We start from the raw sequence: 15,980 nt of genomic DNA on the forward strand, positions 1-15,980 counted from the left end.
TCCAGATGAGACGCGACCGCTCCAGGGGCGCAAATTCCTTCGAAGGAATTTGCAAGAGTTTTCGAAAACTCTTGCCCGCCCGGCCCGAACCTTGCCGCGAAACCGGAGGACGCCGGAAATGACACAGCCCATCCTGCGGGTCGAGCGCCTTGCCAAGAGCTTCCGGATGCACCACCTGGACCGCACGCTGCACGCGTTCGAGGGGCTGAGCTTTGATCTGCACCCCGGCGAGTTCGTGCTGCTTTCGGGCCCCAACGGCGTTGGCAAATCGACGCTGCTGCGCACGCTCTACCGCTCCTATCTGCCGGTGGCGGGGCGCATTCTCTACGACGCGCCCGAAGGTCGGATCGACCTTGCCACCGCGGCGGATGTCGATGTGGCGCTGCTGCGGGCTCGGGAGATCGGCTTTGTCACCCAGTTCCTGACGGCGCGGCCGCGGGTGGCGGCCGAGGATCTTGTGGCCGAGCCGCTGCGCCGTGCCGGCCGGGACGCCGCGAGCGCGCGCGTCGAGGCGCGCCGCTGGCTCGCCGAATTCGGTGTGAAGCCGGAGCTCTGGCGCGCCTATCCCACCACCTTCTCGGGCGGTGAACAGCAGAAGGTCAACCTCGCCCGGGCGCTGATCCTGCCGCAGCGGCTGCTGCTGCTCGACGAGCCCACCGCCTCGCTCGACGCGGGCGCGCGGGGGGCGCTGGTGCGGCGGCTCGAGGCCCTGAAACAGCAAGGTGTCGCGATGATAGGGGTGTTTCACCATCCCGGCGATGTCGCGGCGCTGATCGACCGGGACATCCGGCTTGACCCCAAGGAGATTGCCCATGTGGCTGAGTGACTTTCGCATCGTCCTGCACGACCGGGTGATCGATGGCGGCGCGCTGCGCCTGGAAGACGGCAAGATCGCCGAGCTGTCCGAGACCCCGGTGCCCGGTGCCGCGCTGCAGGGCGATGGGCTGCTGCTGATGCCCGGCTTCGTCGATATGCATGGCGACATGATCGAGCGCGAGGTGGAGCCCCGCCCCAATGTCCGGATGCCGATGGAGCTGGGGCTGCGCGATCTCGACCGCCGGTTGAAGGTTGCGGGCGTGACCACCGGCTATGCCGCCGTCAGCTTCAACCCGAAATCCGCCTATGGTCATCTGCGCAGCTACGAGCATTCCAAGGCCATGCTGCGCGCGCTCAAGGGCATGCGCCAGACGCTCAAGGTGGATCACCGGGTGCATGCGCGGTTCGAGGTGAACTACCCCGGCGCGCTGGAGGTGATCGAGGAGTTGATCGCCGAGGGCACCGTCGATCTGGTCTCGCTCACCGATCACACGCCGGGGCAGGGCCAGTACCGCGATCTCGAGCGGCTCAAGGCGCGCACCGCCGCCGAGCGCGGGCTCTCCGCCGAGGAAGCCGCGCAGGCGGTGCAGGAGCGCATCGACGAGAAGCGCCGCAATGTCGGCGATCTGGCGGCGACTCTTGGCGCGATCTCGGGGCTTTGCAGGCGCCATGGCATCGCGGTGGCCAGCCATGACGACGACACCGCCGAGAAGGTGGCGCTGATGGTGTCGCTGGGCGCGGCGATCAGCGAGTTTCCGGTGACCGAAGAGGCCGCGCGCGCGGCGCGGGCGGCGGGGCTGATGACGGCGATGGGCGCGCCCAACGCGCTGCGCGGGGAAAGCTATTCCGGCAATCTCTCGGCGCGCGCCGCCCATGCGGCGGGGCTGCTGGACATTCTCGCTGCCGATTACCATCCCTCGGCGATCCTGCCGGCGGTGCTGGTGCTGGCGCGGCAGGATCCCGAAGGGCTTGCGGGGGCGGCGCGGCTCGCCACCGCCAATCCGGCGCGGGCGCTGGGGCTTGGCGACCGGGGCGAGATCGCCCCGGGCAAGCGCGCCGATCTGGTGATCGCCGACGACGAGGGGGTGGGCCATGTGCGCGCCACCTTCCGCGCCGGGCGTAAGGTGTTCTCGGACGGCTCTCTGCGGCTGCGGGAGGTGGCGTGACAGGGGCGCCGGTGATCGGCGCCGCGCGGCGCGTGGAGGATCTGGCGCCCTATCGCGACGGGCTGTTCGAGTAGGATCGCGATCTTGAGCGGTCGAGCTGTGCCCCGGCCCGAACCGCCGGTCTCGGGCGGCGGGCTGGGGCGCGTCGATGCGGCGCGGGCGCTTCTGGACGGGTTTTCACGAGCGGTTTCGGCGGGTGTCGTTGTAGACCCCCCCCCGATCCCGAGATCCACGCCGTGATCGTGACGCGGATGTAAAGCCGGCCGGCGATCTGCCGGCGGGGGCAGGGCGCGCCGGGGCTTTGGCCCGGCGTCCGGCCCCGATCAGCGCCGGCGGGTCCACTTCACGGTGGTTTCCCACTCGAGGGTGAAGCGGCCCGTGGCACCTTGCGCGTCGCAGATGGCACGCAGATCGGCGATCACCTGTCCCAGCCCGATCCGGCGCACCAGCGACCAGACGGTCGAGCGGGTCAGATAGAGGTCGATGAGCCCCTGGCAATCGGTCTCCTGCTGCCAGCCGAAGGTGCGCGACTTGCCCGAGCGGAAGGTTTCGAGCGCGCCCAGATCGCGCACCGAGGGTTCCTTGGTCTTCTCGCGCGCCTGGAAATCTCCGAACTCGATGGAATGCTCGGCGACATAGGCGTCGAACGCCGCCACCAGCGGCGAGCCGACACGGCGGTTGCGCAGCATGGCCAGCACGCCGCCCGGGGCAAGCACCCGCGCGGCCTCGGCGAAAAACGCCGTGCGGTCGAACCAGTGATAGGCGGTGCAGGCGACGATGAGCCCGGCGGAGCCATCGGGCAGGGGCAGGGCCTCGGCGGCGCCGTCATCGACCTGCACGCGCGGTTCCTCGCGGAAACTGCGGGCCAGCACACGGCGCATGTCGCGGCCCGGCTCCACCGCCATGACCAGCCAGTCCTGCGGCAGCGCCAGGCGCAGCGCCCGGGTGGAATTGCCCGGCCCGGCCCCCACATCGACCGCGATGCGCGCGGGGCAATCGACCTGATCGGCAAGCGCGGCAAAGGCCGCCACCGGATAGCCGGGCCGGTAGAGCGCATAGGTCTCGGCCAGCCCTTCGAAGCGATCGGCGGCTTCGGGCCTCACAGCCCGAAGCCCCGCGCGGCATGGGCGATCCGCCCGGCGCTCAGCGTCAGCACCGGGGCAGGGGCGCCGCCCTCGGGCCAGTCGATCAGCACCAGATCGGCGCGCTTGCCCGGCGCGATCTCGCCCCGGTCGGTAAGGCCCGAGGCCCGCGCCGGGTTGGTGCTGATGGTCTTCCAGAGCGCGTGCAGCGGCGCGCGGTTCTCGGCCCGCATCTGCGCCACCGCCCCCAGCATCGCCGGATAGTAGTAATCGGAGGCAAGGATGTCGCAGAGCCCCCGGCTCACCATATCCGCCGCCGAGGGCGAGCCGATATGGCTGCCGCCGCGCACCACATTGGGGGCGCCGAAGACGATCCAGTCGCCCGCGCCACGCGCCGCCAGCGCCACCCGGTCGTTCATCGGGAACTCGCTGATCCGGGCGCCGTGGCCGCGGTAGAAATCGCGGGTCTCGATCTGGGTGTCGTCATGGCTGAGCATCGGCGCCGCATGCGCCCGCGCCCGCGTCCCCACCGAGGCGATGGCCCCGGCCACCTGCGGGCGGCGCTCCCACATCTCGCCCAGCAGCCGTATATAGGCCCTCGCGTCGATGCCCGAGCGCGCGGCGCGCTTTTCGAACTTGCCCGTCGCGGCGGTGCGCGCAAGATCAATGGCGGGGTAATCCGCGACCAGATCGAAGGGCCGTTCCTGCAAGGGGATCGCCGGATCGAGCATCGCCATCGAGGTGTGGTCGTTGAAGGCGACCGAAGGTGTCTGCGCCCCCGCCAGAGCGCGCTCGATAAGCGGCTGCGCCTCGAAGCAGAAGGTCTCCCAGCGCAGTTGCAGCCGGTTCTCCACCGCCAGCCGGGGCTCCAGCGCCGCCAGCCGGTCGAGAATGCGGGTGCCGTGCTCGACCGAGCGCAGCCCCGGCTCCCAGGACAGGGTCAGCGCGTGATAGGCGGTGGCGATGCCGTTGGCGGCAAGCTGGCGGTCGGTTTCCAGCAGCGCCACATCGAGCGGGAAGAACACGTTGGGGCGCGGCATGAGCTGACGCTCGAAGGCATCGCCGTGGATGTCCACCAGCGCGGGCGCGAGGATCAGCCCGCGCGCATCGACCCGCTTTGCGCCATCGACCGCCCCGTCGAGCCCGGTGATGTGGCCATTCTCGACCCGCACCGAGACCGTCTCGATGCCATCCGGCAGGATCACCTCGGCGCCTTCGAACATCACTGCCATCACCGCTGTTCCTTCTGCTGGTCCCGGGCCGGGCCCTGGGACAATCCGTTGTTGCGCGGCGCGCGGCCGGGCAGGCGCCACAGCGTGTCCGTCCGCGCGCGGCCTTGATTGATCCGAATGAATTCCTGACGGTAACAGATGACCGGCGCGTTGCAGTTCCATGACGGTTTCGGTGCGGTTTTGTGAAGGGGGCATGACGCCTTTCGGGGCCATCGCGCGCGGTTTTTGGGCGCCGAAACAAGGCCGGATCGGCAAGTCTCTGGTTTTGCTGACTCCCGCCTGCGGAGCGTCATCAAAGCGTTTCAAAGCGGCGACGCAAAATTCATCCGGATGTGCCGAAGCCGTCATGAGAGGCGGCAAGGATGCGGCCTCATGGAAAACGCATCGCTTCGCCTCACCTCGCTGACCCGCCGGTTCGACACGAACACCGCTGTCGACCGGGTCACGCTCGAGATCCCGCAAGGCCAGTTCGTGGGCGTCATCGGACGTTCAGGCGCCGGCAAATCCACGCTTCTGCGTCTGGTGAACCGGCTAATCGACCCCAGCGCGGGCCAGATCCATCACGGCGACACCGACGTGACCGCGCTGAAAGGCCGGGCGCTGCGGCAATGGCGCCGCGACTGTGCGATGATCTTTCAGCAGTTCAACCTCGTCGACCGGCTGGACGTGCTGACCAACGTGCTGGTCGGCCGTCTGGCCGAGCGCGGCTTTCTCGCCTCCATGGCGATGAATTTCACCGACGAGGAGCGCACGCTGGCCATTCAGGCGCTCGACCGGCTGGACATGGCGCCCAAGGCGCTGCAACGCGCCGGCACGCTTTCGGGCGGCCAGCAGCAGCGCGTGGCCATCGCCCGCGCGCTAGTCCAGCAGCCGCGCATCATGCTCGCCGACGAACCCATCGCCTCGCTCGACCCCGGCAACGCCACCCGCGTGATGGAGGCGCTGCGTTCCATCAATGCCGAGGACGGCCTGACCGTTCTGGTGAACCTGCACACGCTCGACACCGCGCGCGCCTATTGTGAGCGCATCATCGCCATGCGCGAGGGCCGCGTGATGTTCGACGGCACCGCGCGCCAGCTCACCGACGACGTGGTGCGCGACATCTACGGTTCCGAGGGGCTCGCCGAGTTCAACGAGGCCGTCACCTCCACCACGGTCACACGCAACCCGGCTCTGACCCCGGCCTGACCCCGACCCATCCAAACGTCTGACATATCTCAGGGAGATCTCTGCCATGAAACTCTTTACCACCGCCGCTCTGCTGGCGCTCGTCGCCGCGCCCGCTCTGGCCGAAGGCTGGAAAGACGACTATCAGGTCGTCAAATTCGGCATCCTCTCGGGCGAGAACGAGAAAGACCGCCTGATGCGCAACGAACCGCTGCGCACCTATCTGGAAAACGAGCTGGGCGTGAAGGTCGAGATCTTCACCGCCGGCAATTATGATGGCGTCGTGCAGGCGCTGGCCGCCGACCAGATCGAGATCGCGCGCTTCGGCTCCTCTTCCTATGCCGCGGCCTATACCGCGACCGAAGGCGGCGTGCGTCCGATCCTGACCACCGTCAAGAAGAACGGCAACACCGGCTACAACTCCATCGTCGTGACCCGCTGCGACAGCGGCATCAAGAACCTCGACGACGCCAAGGGCAAGGTGCATGCCTTCGCCGATCCCGACAGCACCTCGGGCTACGCCGTGCCCTTCTTCAACATGAAGGAAAAGCTGGGCATCGACCCCGCCAGCTATTTCTCGGCCATCCCCTTCTCGGGGTCGCATGAAGCCGGTGTGCAGGGCGTCGTGAACGGCACCTTCGACACCGCCTCGACCTATCAGAACAACGACGTCGATGGCATCCCGCAGCGCATGGTCGCCAAGGGCATGATCGAGGACGGCGTGGTCTGCACCATCTGGGAAAGCCCCGAAATCACCTCCGGCCCCTGGACCGTCCGCAACAACCTGCCCGAAGAGATGGTCAACGACATCGCCGTCGCGCTGGAGAATTTCGCCGAGAAGGATCCCGAAGGCTTCAAGCTGGTGACCTCCTTCGATCCGACCGACGAGAACCCCGACACCGATTACATCCGCGTCGATCACGACCGCTATCAGTGGATCGTGGACATGCGTCAGTGGATCAAGGAACAGCGCCGCGGCTCGTAAGCCAAGGCAGACCTGCAAACCGGGGCGCAGCTTGCGCCCCGGTTCTTTTATGAGGGGGCAGGCATGAGCGATGTTGCGGAGCTGACGGCCTATCCGCCGGTGAGCGGGCCAAGCGCGATCAGCGTCTTCGAGCGCGAATTCGCCGCCAAACGCAAGGCGGCGCGGATCAACTGGGCGCTTGGCACGGCAGTGTTTCTGGCAATCTTCGCCATCACCGCCTGGCTGGGCGATTTCTTCAAGGTCACGCAGGTGACGCTGCCGGACGGCTCGCGCGACTGGCGCTGGATCATCCCGGCCGGCATCCCGCGGCTTGGCGAATATATCGAAAAGACCCTGCCGGTGCTGCGCTGGGAAAGCCTGGGTGCGGATCTGGCGGAATGGTTCTGGCGCTGGAAGATCTGGCTGCGGCTGCTGGTGGAAACCATCCTCATCGCCTTCATGGCCACGACGCTGGGGGTGATCGGCGGCTTTATCCTCAGCTTTCCCGCGTCGCGCAACCTTGCGCCCAACCGCTGGGTGCTGTGGATCTGCCGCCGCTACCTCGAGATCGCCCGCACCGTGCCCGAGCTGGTCTGGGCGCTGATCTTCGTCTTCTGCTTTTCGGTGGGGCCCCTGGCGGGCGTGATGGCCGTGGGGCTGCACGCCACCGGCGCGCTCGGCAAGCTCTATTCCGAGGTCAACGAGAACATCGACATGCGTCCGCTCGAAGGCGTGAAGGCGGCGGGCGGCACGTGGTTCGACCAGATCCGTTACGGCGCGGTGCCGCAGGTGCTGCCCAATATCATCAGCTACACGCTGCTGCGCTTCGAGATCAACGTCCGCTCCTCCTCGATCATCGGCTATGTCGGCGCGGGCGGGCTGGGGCAGGAGTTCCGCACCGCGATGAGCTTTCAGGAATATACCGATCTTTCGGCGCTTTTCGTCATCATCTTCCTGACCGTGGTCGTGATCGACTTCGGCTCGGAGAAGCTGCGCCACCGGATCATCGGGCTGGAGGACCGGGCATGAGCGTTTCCGATCTCGACATCGCACGCGCCAAGGCGCGCTTTCCGCTGGCGTTCCGCGCGCCGCTGCCGGTGCGGCTGCGCCGCTGGGCGCTCTGGGCCGGGTTTCTGGCGCTGTTTGTCTATTGCCTCGTGGCCTTCGACGTCTCGCCGCAGCGGATCTGGACCGGAATCCAGCGCTTCGGCGATGTCGCGGGCTTTATGTTCCCACCCTATGTGTGGACAAGCTGGGACGCGTTCTCGGAGATCCTGAAGGGGTTGGGCGAGACGCTGTCCATGGCCTTTCTCGGCACGCTTCTGGGGGCGGTCTTTGCCTTTCCGCTCAGCTTCCTGGGCGCCAAGACCATCAATCGTCTGCCCCTCCTGCGCCTTTCGGTGCGGCGCGGATACGATGTGATCCGCGCCTTCGAGACGCTGATCCTGGCGCTGATCTTCATCCGTGCCTTCGGGCTGGGGCCGTTGCCGGGCATTCTGGCCATCGCCGTCAGCGAGATCGGCACCTTTGCCAAGCTCTTCTCGGAGGCGATTGAAAACACGTCGGAAAAACCCGTCGAAGGGGTGAAGGCATCGGGCGGGTCGCGGCTTCAGCAGATCCGCGTCGGCACGCTGCCGCAGGTGATGCCGGTGATCCTGTCGATCCTGCTCTACAACTTCGAGTCCAATGTGCGCTCGGGCACCATTCTGGGCATCGTCGGTGCGGGCGGCATCGGGTTCCTGCTTTCGGATCGCATCAGCGCCTATCGCTGGGACGAGGCCTGGTCGATCATCTTCCTGATCGTGCTCATGGTCTATGTGATCGACTTTTTCTCGGCCCGCATCCGGGCCCGTATCATCGGCGACTGGGGACGCACGACATGAAGAAACTGACCGAGGCACCGACGATCCACGAGACCGCGACGGTGACCGATTGCACGCTGGGGAAATGGACCGAGGTGCAGGCGCATGTGTCCATGCGTGAGGTGGCGTTCGGGGATTATTCCTACATCGTGAAGCACGGGAATGCGGTCTGGGCGACCATCGGCAAGTTCTGCTCCATCGCCGAGGGCGCGCGGATCAACCCCGGCAACCACGCCACCTGGCGCGCGGCGCAGCATCATTTCACCTATCGCGCGGCGCAGTTCGATCTGGGCGACGACGACGAGGCGTTCTTTCAGTGGCGCAAGGATCACTGGGTGACCATCGGTCACGATGTCTGGATCGGCCACGGGGTGACGGTGCTGCCCGGCGTGCGCATCGGCGACGGCGCGGTGATCGGGGCCGGGGCCGTGGTATCGCGCGATGTGGAGCCCTATACGATCATGGGTGGCGTGCCCTCGCGCGAGATCAAGCGCCGCTTCAGCGAGGCGCAGGGCGCGGCGCTGCAGCGCATCGCCTGGTGGGACTGGTCGCATGACGAGCTGCGCGCCGCGCTGCCCGACATCCGCGCGCTGCCCATCGAGGCGTTCATCGAGAAATACCATCGTATCTGAGGCTTGTCGGCCAAAGCTCGAGTCGTTTGTGAGGCTCGAAGCGAGGGGCGCGCGGTGTGGCGAGGGCCGGCATCAAGCCGGTTGTCTGCGGGCCGTTCCGGGTGTTCGGAGAAGAGCACTATTCCTTTGAGCCAGGTGATTGCCTGCTGCTTTTGACGCGTTCTTCGAGGTGGAGATTGCGTCGGGGCGCGCCGCGGCAAGAGGGGGCGGCGCAACATGCAACATTGCTCTTGTCCGTGCATCGGGCGCTGTCAGAGGGTCGCCGGACATGAAAACGCCGGGCCCAAGGCCCGGCGTCTGTCATACGGTTCTGTGAAGCGGCTGCGCTCAGCCGGCCTGGCCGCCGGAGGCCGGTTTCGGCGCGGTGGGCGCCGGGGCCGCAGCGGTCTTGCCGCGGGTCGACAGCGGGTCGTCCTGGCGCTGCACGGAGCCTTCGAAATGCGCACCGCTCTCGATCGCGATGGTCTTGTGGATGATGTCGCCCTCGACACGGGCGGTGGCGGTCAGGCGCACCTTGAGGCCGCGCACGCGGCCCACGATGCGGCCGTTGATGACGACGTCATCGGCCACGACCTCGCCCTTGATGGTGGCGGTTTCGCCGATGGTCAGCAGGTGGGCGCGGATGTCGCCCTCGACCGTGCCTTCCACCTGGATGTCGCCGGTGGTCTTGAGGTTGCCGGTGATGTGCAGATCGCTCGACAGCACCGAGGCGGGCGGCTTGGCCTTGGGCGGCGCCGACGGCTTGAACTCGGGGCTGGGCTGACGCGGCGCCTCCGGCATGGCCGGTTTCGGTGCGGTATCCTCGGCTTTGGGGCCAGGATCGTTGATCTTGCTTTTAGAAAACATCGTTTGCAGCCTTGATGTAGATCATGGGGTTCACGGGCTCACCTCCGACGCGAACTTCGTAGTGAAGATGCGTTCCGGTCGACCGTCCGGTATTTCCCATATCACCGATGCGCTGCCCGCGCGAGACCCTTTGGCCCACCTCCACACGGATTTTGGACAGATGCGCATAGCGGGTTTCGATGCCGAATTCGTGCTTGATCTTGATCAGGCGGCCATAGCCCGAGGACCAGCCTGCGTGCACGACGACGCCATCGGCGGTCGAATAGATCGGCGTGCCATGCGGCGCGGCGAAATCGGTGCCGGCATGCAGGCGGCCCCAGCGGTAGCCGAAGCCCGAGGTGAAGCGGAACGCGTCCTTGATCGGGACCGCGAAGGGCGCCTTCTGCGCGGCGATACGGTAGAGGTTGAGCTTGTCCATCTGGCCGAGGATGCGGTTCGCGCGCTCCATCTCGAGCGAGGGCTCTTCGCCGCGGGTCGAGAAGGTCAGCGGGGTCAGCGGGCCGCCCTGGCCGGAATAGCCCTTGCGCACCTGGCTGATGATCCGGTCGGGATCCATGCCGGCGGCGGTGAACATCTTGTCGAGCGGCTTGACCGAGACGGTCATCGCCTCTTCGAGCTGGCGGAAGATCCGGTCGTTCTTTTCTTCCATCAGCCGCAGCTCGGTGGCCATCTCGTCGGCGCGGACCAGCGCGTCCTGGGCATCGGCCACGACCTGATCGCGCTCTTCGGCGGTGCGGGCGAGCGCCTCGGCCAGCAGGTCGAGCGTGCTGTCGCTTTCGCTGCTGCCGGCGATCTGCGCGCCTCCGCCGTCGATCTGGGTTTCGAGCGCGGCGAGCTTTTCGCTGGCCTCTTCACGCTCTTCCATGGCGGTGCGCAGCGTCGTCTGGATCACGTCGATGCCGGTTTCCAGTTCGCGGCGGCGGGTTTCGGAATCGAGCAGCTTGGACTGCATGGCCGAGACCTGCGCGAGCGCGGTGTTGAAGCGTTCCTGTGCCGCCACGGCTTCGGCGGCGCGGCTGTCGCGCTCATCCGAAAGCTCGTTCAGGCGGCGCTGGTAGGTGATCTGATCACGTTTGGCCTGTTCGCGGAAATTGCCGGCGCTGATGCTGTCCATCAGCAGGATCGCGGTGGCGATGATCGCCCAGGCGACCAGCAGCGAGCTGCCGAGGAAGGCAATGGCCTGCGTGCCCGGACGCAGCCGGATAAAGCGCGTGTCGGTGTCCGATCTGAGGAAGAGCCGACGTTCCGGAAAGAAGCGCTCCATAAGCGCATGGGTTCTGATCGCGAGACGCGTTCTCACCTGATTGTCCTTTGTTCCCGTCCCAATATCGACGTTCGGTTCCCCAAAAACCCGACGTCCTGTATTGGGCCTTACCAGACATTCACGGACACGCAACAATTTTGGGCTTTGTCCGGGGAAGACGCGGCGAATCTCCCCAGAAATGGCGAAAAACCGCCGATGCCAAGGGCTTCGGTCGGCCTATTTTTGCGTCACCTTGCCGGGATCTCGTCGGCGAGGGGCCAGTAGAAGTCGGGCGGCAAGCCGGCTTCGGCGCGTTTTTCATCGTTGAAGGGCGGTTTGAGGGCGCCGTGAAAATACCTGCGCACGAGGCCGTGGAAGACCTCCTTGGGGTCGAGATCGTGGCGGCCGCAGAGGAAGTGAAACCATTTCGATCCATAGGCCACATGGCCCACCTCTTCGGCATAGATGGTTTCCAGCGCGGCGACGGCGGCTTGCACGCCGGCCTTGCGGAAGATGCCGATCATGCCCGGCGTGACGTCGAGCCCGCGCGCCTCGAGCACCATGGGCACCACCGCGAGCCGCCCCATCAGGTCGCCGGCGGTGTCTTCGGCGGCGCGCCACATGCCCGCATGGGCGGGCAAGGCGCCGTAAAAGCTGCCCAGTTCCTCAAGACAGTCGCACATCAGGTTGAAATGCTTGGATTCCTCATCCGCAGCCTTGACCCAGTCGTCGTAGAAGCCGAGCGGAAAGGACACATCGGTGAAGCGTGCAATGAGGTCCCAGTGCAGGTCTACCGCGTTCAGCTCGATATGCGCCACCGCATGCAGCAGCGCGATGCGCCCGGTGGGCGAGCCGGGCTTGCGCTTGGGCACGTCGCGGGGGTCGAGTAGCTCGGGTCTTGCGGGACGCGCGGGGCGCGGCGGCGGGGTGGCCCGGCCCAGGGGCAGCGGGGTTCCGGCGGCGCGGGAGGCGCGCCAGGACGCCGCATGGGCGTGGGACTTGGCGGTCTTCTCGCGCCCGTCGGCGGTGGTGAGCACATCGACGGCCATCTCGCTCAGGGTCATCATGGGCGCTGCCTTTCCTTCGTCGCGGCAAATTCCTTTAAAGGAATTTGCAAATCTCTTCGGAGAGATTTGTGGCCCGGGCTCAGAGCGCCAGAGCCGCCTCCAGAACCTCCTCGGCGTGGCCGGGCACCTTCACCTTGCGCCATTCCCGGGCGATCTCGCCGCTGGCGTCGATCAGGAAGGTGCTGCGCTCGATCCCCATGAAGGTCTTGCCGTACATCTTCTTCTCCTTCCACACCCCGAAGGCTTCGCAAACCTCGGAGCCCTCGTCCGACAACAGCGGCACGGTCAGCGCCTTTTTCGCGATGAATTTCTCGTGACTCGCAAGGCTGTCCTTCGAGATCCCGAAGACCTTGACGCCCGCGGCCTCGAATTTCGGCAGCAGCGCCGAGAAATCCAGGTTCTCGACGGTGCAGCCCGAGGTGTCGTCGCGGGGGTAGAAGAACAGCACCACCGGCGCCGGGCGCAGCGCCGAAAGGGTCACGGTGTCGCCGCTGGAGGCGGGCAGGGAGAAGTCGGGGGCGGTCTCGGCCATGGCGGGCTCCATTCTTGCGTTTCTCAATTCTCAACAGAGGGTGTAGAACGCCCGGGCGACAAAGCAAAGCATGAGGCCGGCCGGGCGTGACCGACAGCAGCAGAGATTCCCTGGCCGCGCCGGCGGCGCGGCGCCGCCGGCGCTGGCCGCTGTGGCTGGCGCTGGTGCTGGGCCTGCTGGCAGTGAGCGCCGCCGCCGGAGGCTGGGCGCTGATCGGGCGGCCGCTTTCGGCGCCGGACTGGCTGCGGGCCAAGGTCGAGGCGCGGATCGGCGCGGCGGTGCCGGGGCTGGACATCCGCTTTGGCGACCTGCGGCTGCTGGTCAAGCCGGACGGGCTCGCAAGTCTGGTGCTGGTGGATGTGGATATCCGCTCGGCCACGGGCGCGCAGGTGGCGACGCTCTCGGATGTGGAGGCGGGGTTCTCGCCGGTCCAGCTGCTCGCCGGCGAGGTCGAGCTGCGGGCGGCGCGGCTTTCGGGCGCGGTGCTGACCCTGCGGCGCGATGCGCAGGGGCGGCTGGGGCTGGCCCTGGGCGATGTCTTTGCCGCCGACACCCCTGCGCCCGACATTCCCACGCTGATCGCGCAGGTGGATGCGGCGATGACGGATCCGCGCCTTGCCGGGCTGCGCGTGGTCCGGGCCGATGCGCTGACCATCCGCTACGAGGACGCGCGCGCGCGGCGCGGCTGGACCGCCGACGGCGGGCGGCTGAGCCTGACGCGGGAGGACGGGGCGCTGCGGCTGGCGGGGGATGTGGCGCTGCTCGGGCGCGGGGATGTGGCCGCGACCCTGGCGCTGAACGCCGAAAGCCCGATCGGCGAGACCGGGGTGCAGTTCGGGCTTAACCTTACCGGGCTCGACGCGCAGGACATCGCCACGCAAAGCCCGGCGCTGGCCTGGCTCGAAACCCTGCGCGCGCCGATCTCGGGCGCGCTGCGCGGCGCGGCCACGGAGGACGGTCAGCTTGGCGCGCTCAGCGCCACGCTACAGATCGGCGCCGGTGTGTTGCAGCCCAACGCGCAGACCAAGCCCATCCCCTTCGACCGCGCGCGCACCTATTTTTCCTACGATCCCGCCAGCGCCACGCTGCGGTTCGACGAGATCTCGGTGCAGAGCAGCCTCGGCACCGTCGTGTCCGACGGGCGCGCGGTGCTGCGCGCGGCCGAGAGCGGCTGGCCCAGGGGCATGACCGGCCAGTTCCGTGTGACCCGGTTCGAGGCCGATCCCGAAGGTATTCTCGACAGCCCGCTGCAACTGGCGGGGGCAGAGCTCGACTGGCAGCTCGATTTCGATCCCTTCCGCCTGGTGCTGGGCCGGTTCCGCAGCACCGACCCGGCGCTGCCGCTGCGTCTCTCGGGCACGCTTGCCGCCGAGCGCGAGGGCTGGCGGCTGGCGCTCGACGGACGGCTCGACGAGATCGGCCACGAGGCGCTGCTGGCCTATTGGCCCGAGGCGGTGGTCGCGAACACCCGGCGCTGGGTCGCGGAGAATATCCACGCGGGCCATCTGCGCGACGCGATCTTTGCGCTGCGGCTGGCGCCCGGCGGCAAGGTCCAGCCCTATATCGACGCGCGGCTGGACGGGGTGGAGCTGACCTATGCCAGAGCGCTGCCCCGGCTGACCGGCGCGGCGGGTCAGTTGACGATCTACGACAACCGGCTGGCGATGACGCTGGAGGCCGGCCAGGTGACCCCGCCCGAGGGCGGGGTGCTCGAGGGGGCGGGCACGCGCTATGTCATCCCCGATCTGCGCGCGCGCCCGGCGACGGGCGAGCTGAGCCTCTCCGCCAGCGGCCCGCTGGTCGCCGCGCTGTCCTATCTCGACAGCCCGACGCTCGAGGTCATGCGCAAGGCGGGCCAGCCGGTGCGGCTGGGCGAGGGGCGGGTGGCGCTGACCGGGCGCATCGTGCTGCCGCTGATGCCCGGGGTGAAACGCGAGGATATGAGCGTCCAGGCGCAGGGCACGCTCTTCGATGTGTCGAGCGACGTGATCGTGCCGGGCAAGACGCTGCGCGCCGAGCGGCTGGCGCTCGATCTCGACGACACGCGGCTGGAGATCTCGGGCAGCGCGGATCTGTCGGGGGTGCCCTTCACCGGGCGCTGGACGCAGCCGATGGCGCCCGATGCGGGCAGCCGGGTCGAGGGCGAGATCGCGCTTTCGGAACCGGTGGTGCAGGCGCTGGGGATCGGATTGCCCGCCGGCACCTTTTCCGGGCGTGGCAGCGGTCGCGTGACCATCGCGCTGGACAAGGGCGCGGCGCCGCGGTTCTCGCTCAGCTCGTCGCTGGCGGGGCTGGGGGTGGCGCTGCCGCAGATCGGCTGGAGCCTGTCGCAGCGCGGCACCGGATCGCTGGAGCTGGCGGGCAGGCTGGGCCAGCCGCTCGAGATCGACCGGCTGGCGCTGTCCGCCGCCGGCCTCGAGGCGCGCGGGGCGGTGACACTGAACCGCGACGGCAGCTTTGCGCGGCTCGATCTGCCCGAACTCAAGGTCGGTCGCTGGCTGGACGGCGCGGCGGTGCTGACCGGGCGTGGGCGCGGCGCCCCGCCGGCCATCGCGCTGACCGGAGGGCGGCTGGACATGCGCAGCGCGCCCTTCGGCGACGCGGGTGGCGGCGGCACGGAGGGCGGGCCGCTGTCGGTGACGCTCGACCGGCTCGAGGTCTCCGACTCGATCCATCTGACGGCGTTCCGCGGCGATTTCGGCGCGTCCGGTGGGCTTTCGGGGGATTTCACCGCGCGGGTCGGCGGCACGGCGGCGATCACCGGGCGGATCGTGCCGCAGCACGGGCGCAGCGCCATCCGCATCCAGAGCCGCGACGCGGGCGACGTGCTGGCCGGGGCAGGGATCTTCCGCAGCGTACAGGATGGCACCTTCGATCTGACGCTGACCCCGGTGCGCGGCCGCGCCGGCGAATATGACGGGGCGCTCGAGATCGGGGGCGCGCGGTTGCAGGACGCGCCGGCGATCACCGGGCTGCTCGACGCGGTTTCGGTGGTGGGGCTGCTGGACGAGCTGAACGGCGCGGGCATCTTCTTTTCCCAGGTCGAGGCGCGGTTCCGGCTGACCCCCACGCAGGTGGTGCTGACCCGGTCCAGCGCCGTGGGCCCGTCGATGGGGATTTCCATGGACGGCTATTACAACCTGGCCAGCCGGACCATGGACATGCAGGGCGTGCTGTCGCCGATCTATATCCTCAACGGCATCGGACGGCTCTTTGCGCGCAAGGGCGAGGGGCTGATCGGGTTCAATTTCAACCTGTCGGGCGGGGTGGATGCGCCGCGCGTTTCGGTCAATCCGCTTTCGGTCTTCACCCCCGGCATGTTCCGTGACATCTTCCGCCGCCCGCCCCCCAGCGTGAGCCAGTAGGATCCC

The 15,980-nt window shown here is 68.0% G+C and carries 14 protein-coding genes; 8 read left to right on the top strand and 6 right to left on the bottom strand.

The genetic code is table 11. The features are described 5' to 3' along the window. Window positions 1-118: 118 nt before the first annotated feature. Window positions 119-826 carry a phosphonate C-P lyase system protein PhnL gene (locus M4578_RS03805; protein WP_258092119.1) on the top strand — a complete coding sequence of 236 codons (708 nt, stop codon included), beginning with the start codon at window positions 119-121 and terminating at the stop codon, window positions 824-826. Continuing rightward, a complete protein-coding gene (locus M4578_RS03810; RefSeq protein ID WP_258092120.1) occupies window positions 813-1,982 on the top strand; it encodes an alpha-D-ribose 1-methylphosphonate 5-triphosphate diphosphatase in 1,170 nt (389 codons plus the stop codon). Before M4578_RS03805 ends, M4578_RS03810 begins: the two co-directional genes overlap by 14 nt. Window positions 1,983-2,305: 323 nt before the next feature. On the opposite strand, the gene M4578_RS03815 is transcribed toward M4578_RS03810, so the two are convergent. Then, a complete protein-coding gene (locus tag M4578_RS03815) occupies window positions 2,306-3,085 on the bottom strand; it encodes a class I SAM-dependent methyltransferase (protein WP_258092121.1) in 780 nt (259 codons plus the stop codon). Continuing rightward, window positions 3,082-4,296 carry an alpha-D-ribose 1-methylphosphonate 5-triphosphate diphosphatase gene (locus M4578_RS03820; protein WP_258092122.1) on the bottom strand — a complete coding sequence of 405 codons (1,215 nt, stop codon included), beginning with the start codon at window positions 4,294-4,296 and terminating at the stop codon, window positions 3,082-3,084. The genes M4578_RS03815 and M4578_RS03820 overlap by 4 nt, the downstream gene beginning before the upstream one ends. Window positions 4,297-4,668: 372 nt before the next feature. On the opposite strand from M4578_RS03820, the gene phnC reads away from it, so the two are divergent. The 5 genes from phnC (at window position 4,669) to M4578_RS03845 (ending at window position 8,921) form a co-directional block, all read left to right on the top strand. Next, complete coding sequence (gene phnC, locus M4578_RS03825) at window positions 4,669-5,484, top strand: phosphonate ABC transporter ATP-binding protein (RefSeq protein WP_258092123.1); 816 nt, start codon at window positions 4,669-4,671, stop codon at window positions 5,482-5,484. Window positions 5,485-5,530: 46 nt separating this feature from the next. Beyond that, window positions 5,531-6,448, top strand: coding sequence for a phosphate/phosphite/phosphonate ABC transporter substrate-binding protein (gene phnD / locus M4578_RS03830; protein ID WP_258092124.1), 918 nt, complete (start codon window positions 5,531-5,533; stop codon window positions 6,446-6,448). A gap of 63 nt (window positions 6,449-6,511) precedes the next feature. After that, window positions 6,512-7,456, top strand: coding sequence for a phosphonate ABC transporter, permease protein PhnE (gene phnE, locus M4578_RS03835; protein ID WP_258092125.1), 945 nt, complete (start codon window positions 6,512-6,514; stop codon window positions 7,454-7,456). Beyond that, complete coding sequence (phnE, locus tag M4578_RS03840) at window positions 7,453-8,310, top strand: phosphonate ABC transporter, permease protein PhnE (RefSeq protein ID WP_258092126.1); 858 nt, start codon at window positions 7,453-7,455, stop codon at window positions 8,308-8,310. Before phnE (M4578_RS03835) ends, phnE (M4578_RS03840) begins: the two co-directional genes overlap by 4 nt. Continuing rightward, window positions 8,307-8,921, top strand: a complete 615-nt coding sequence (locus M4578_RS03845) for a DapH/DapD/GlmU-related protein (protein WP_258092127.1) — start codon at window positions 8,307-8,309, stop codon at window positions 8,919-8,921. Before phnE (M4578_RS03840) ends, M4578_RS03845 begins: the two co-directional genes overlap by 4 nt. A 327-nt stretch (window positions 8,922-9,248) precedes the next feature. Here M4578_RS03845 and M4578_RS03850 read toward each other — a convergent pair whose 3' ends face one another. The 4 genes from M4578_RS03850 to M4578_RS03865 form a co-directional block, all read right to left on the bottom strand. Continuing rightward, entirely contained in the window at window positions 9,249-9,767 is a 519-nt protein-coding gene (locus tag M4578_RS03850) for a bactofilin family protein (RefSeq protein ID WP_258092128.1), read from the bottom strand. Beyond that, entirely contained in the window at window positions 9,757-11,067 is a 1,311-nt protein-coding gene (locus M4578_RS03855) for a DUF5930 domain-containing protein (RefSeq protein ID WP_258092129.1), read from the bottom strand. Before M4578_RS03855 ends, M4578_RS03850 begins: the two co-directional genes overlap by 11 nt. A gap of 191 nt (window positions 11,068-11,258) precedes the next feature. Next, window positions 11,259-12,077, bottom strand: coding sequence for a ferritin-like domain-containing protein (locus tag M4578_RS03860; RefSeq protein ID WP_258092130.1), 819 nt, complete (start codon window positions 12,075-12,077; stop codon window positions 11,259-11,261). Between the two features lie 79 nt (window positions 12,078-12,156). After that, a complete protein-coding gene (locus M4578_RS03865) occupies window positions 12,157-12,609 on the bottom strand; it encodes a peroxiredoxin (RefSeq protein ID WP_258092131.1) in 453 nt (150 codons plus the stop codon). Window positions 12,610-12,695: 86 nt separating this feature from the next. Between M4578_RS03865 and M4578_RS03870 the strand changes: the two genes are divergently transcribed. Further along, entirely contained in the window at window positions 12,696-15,974 is a 3,279-nt protein-coding gene (locus M4578_RS03870) for a YhdP family protein (RefSeq protein ID WP_258092132.1), read from the top strand. The last annotated feature ends 6 nt before the right edge of the window (window positions 15,975-15,980 follow it).

The organism is Salipiger pentaromativorans, from assembly GCF_024721115.1.
Taxonomy (GTDB): Bacteria; Pseudomonadota; Alphaproteobacteria; order Rhodobacterales; family Rhodobacteraceae; genus Salipiger; species Salipiger pentaromativorans.

Coding starts and splice junctions, on each gene's coding strand:
- M4578_RS03865 (WP_258092131.1), bottom strand. CDS start 12,609: ATGGCCGAGACCGCCCCCGACTTCTCCCTGCCCGCCTCCAGCGGCGAC.
- M4578_RS03845 (WP_258092127.1), top strand. CDS start 8,307: ATGAAGAAACTGACCGAGGCACCGACGATCCACGAGACCGCGACGGTG.
- phnE (WP_258092125.1), top strand. CDS start 6,512: ATGAGCGATGTTGCGGAGCTGACGGCCTATCCGCCGGTGAGCGGGCCA.
- M4578_RS03805 (WP_258092119.1), top strand. CDS start 119: ATGACACAGCCCATCCTGCGGGTCGAGCGCCTTGCCAAGAGCTTCCGG.
- M4578_RS03810 (WP_258092120.1), top strand. CDS start 813: ATGTGGCTGAGTGACTTTCGCATCGTCCTGCACGACCGGGTGATCGAT.
- phnE (WP_258092126.1), top strand. CDS start 7,453: ATGAGCGTTTCCGATCTCGACATCGCACGCGCCAAGGCGCGCTTTCCG.
- phnC (WP_258092123.1), top strand. CDS start 4,669: ATGGAAAACGCATCGCTTCGCCTCACCTCGCTGACCCGCCGGTTCGAC.
- M4578_RS03850 (WP_258092128.1), bottom strand. CDS start 9,767: ATGTTTTCTAAAAGCAAGATCAACGATCCTGGCCCCAAAGCCGAGGAT.
- M4578_RS03860 (WP_258092130.1), bottom strand. CDS start 12,077: ATGATGACCCTGAGCGAGATGGCCGTCGATGTGCTCACCACCGCCGAC.
- M4578_RS03820 (WP_258092122.1), bottom strand. CDS start 4,296: ATGGCAGTGATGTTCGAAGGCGCCGAGGTGATCCTGCCGGATGGCATC.
- phnD (WP_258092124.1), top strand. CDS start 5,531: ATGAAACTCTTTACCACCGCCGCTCTGCTGGCGCTCGTCGCCGCGCCC.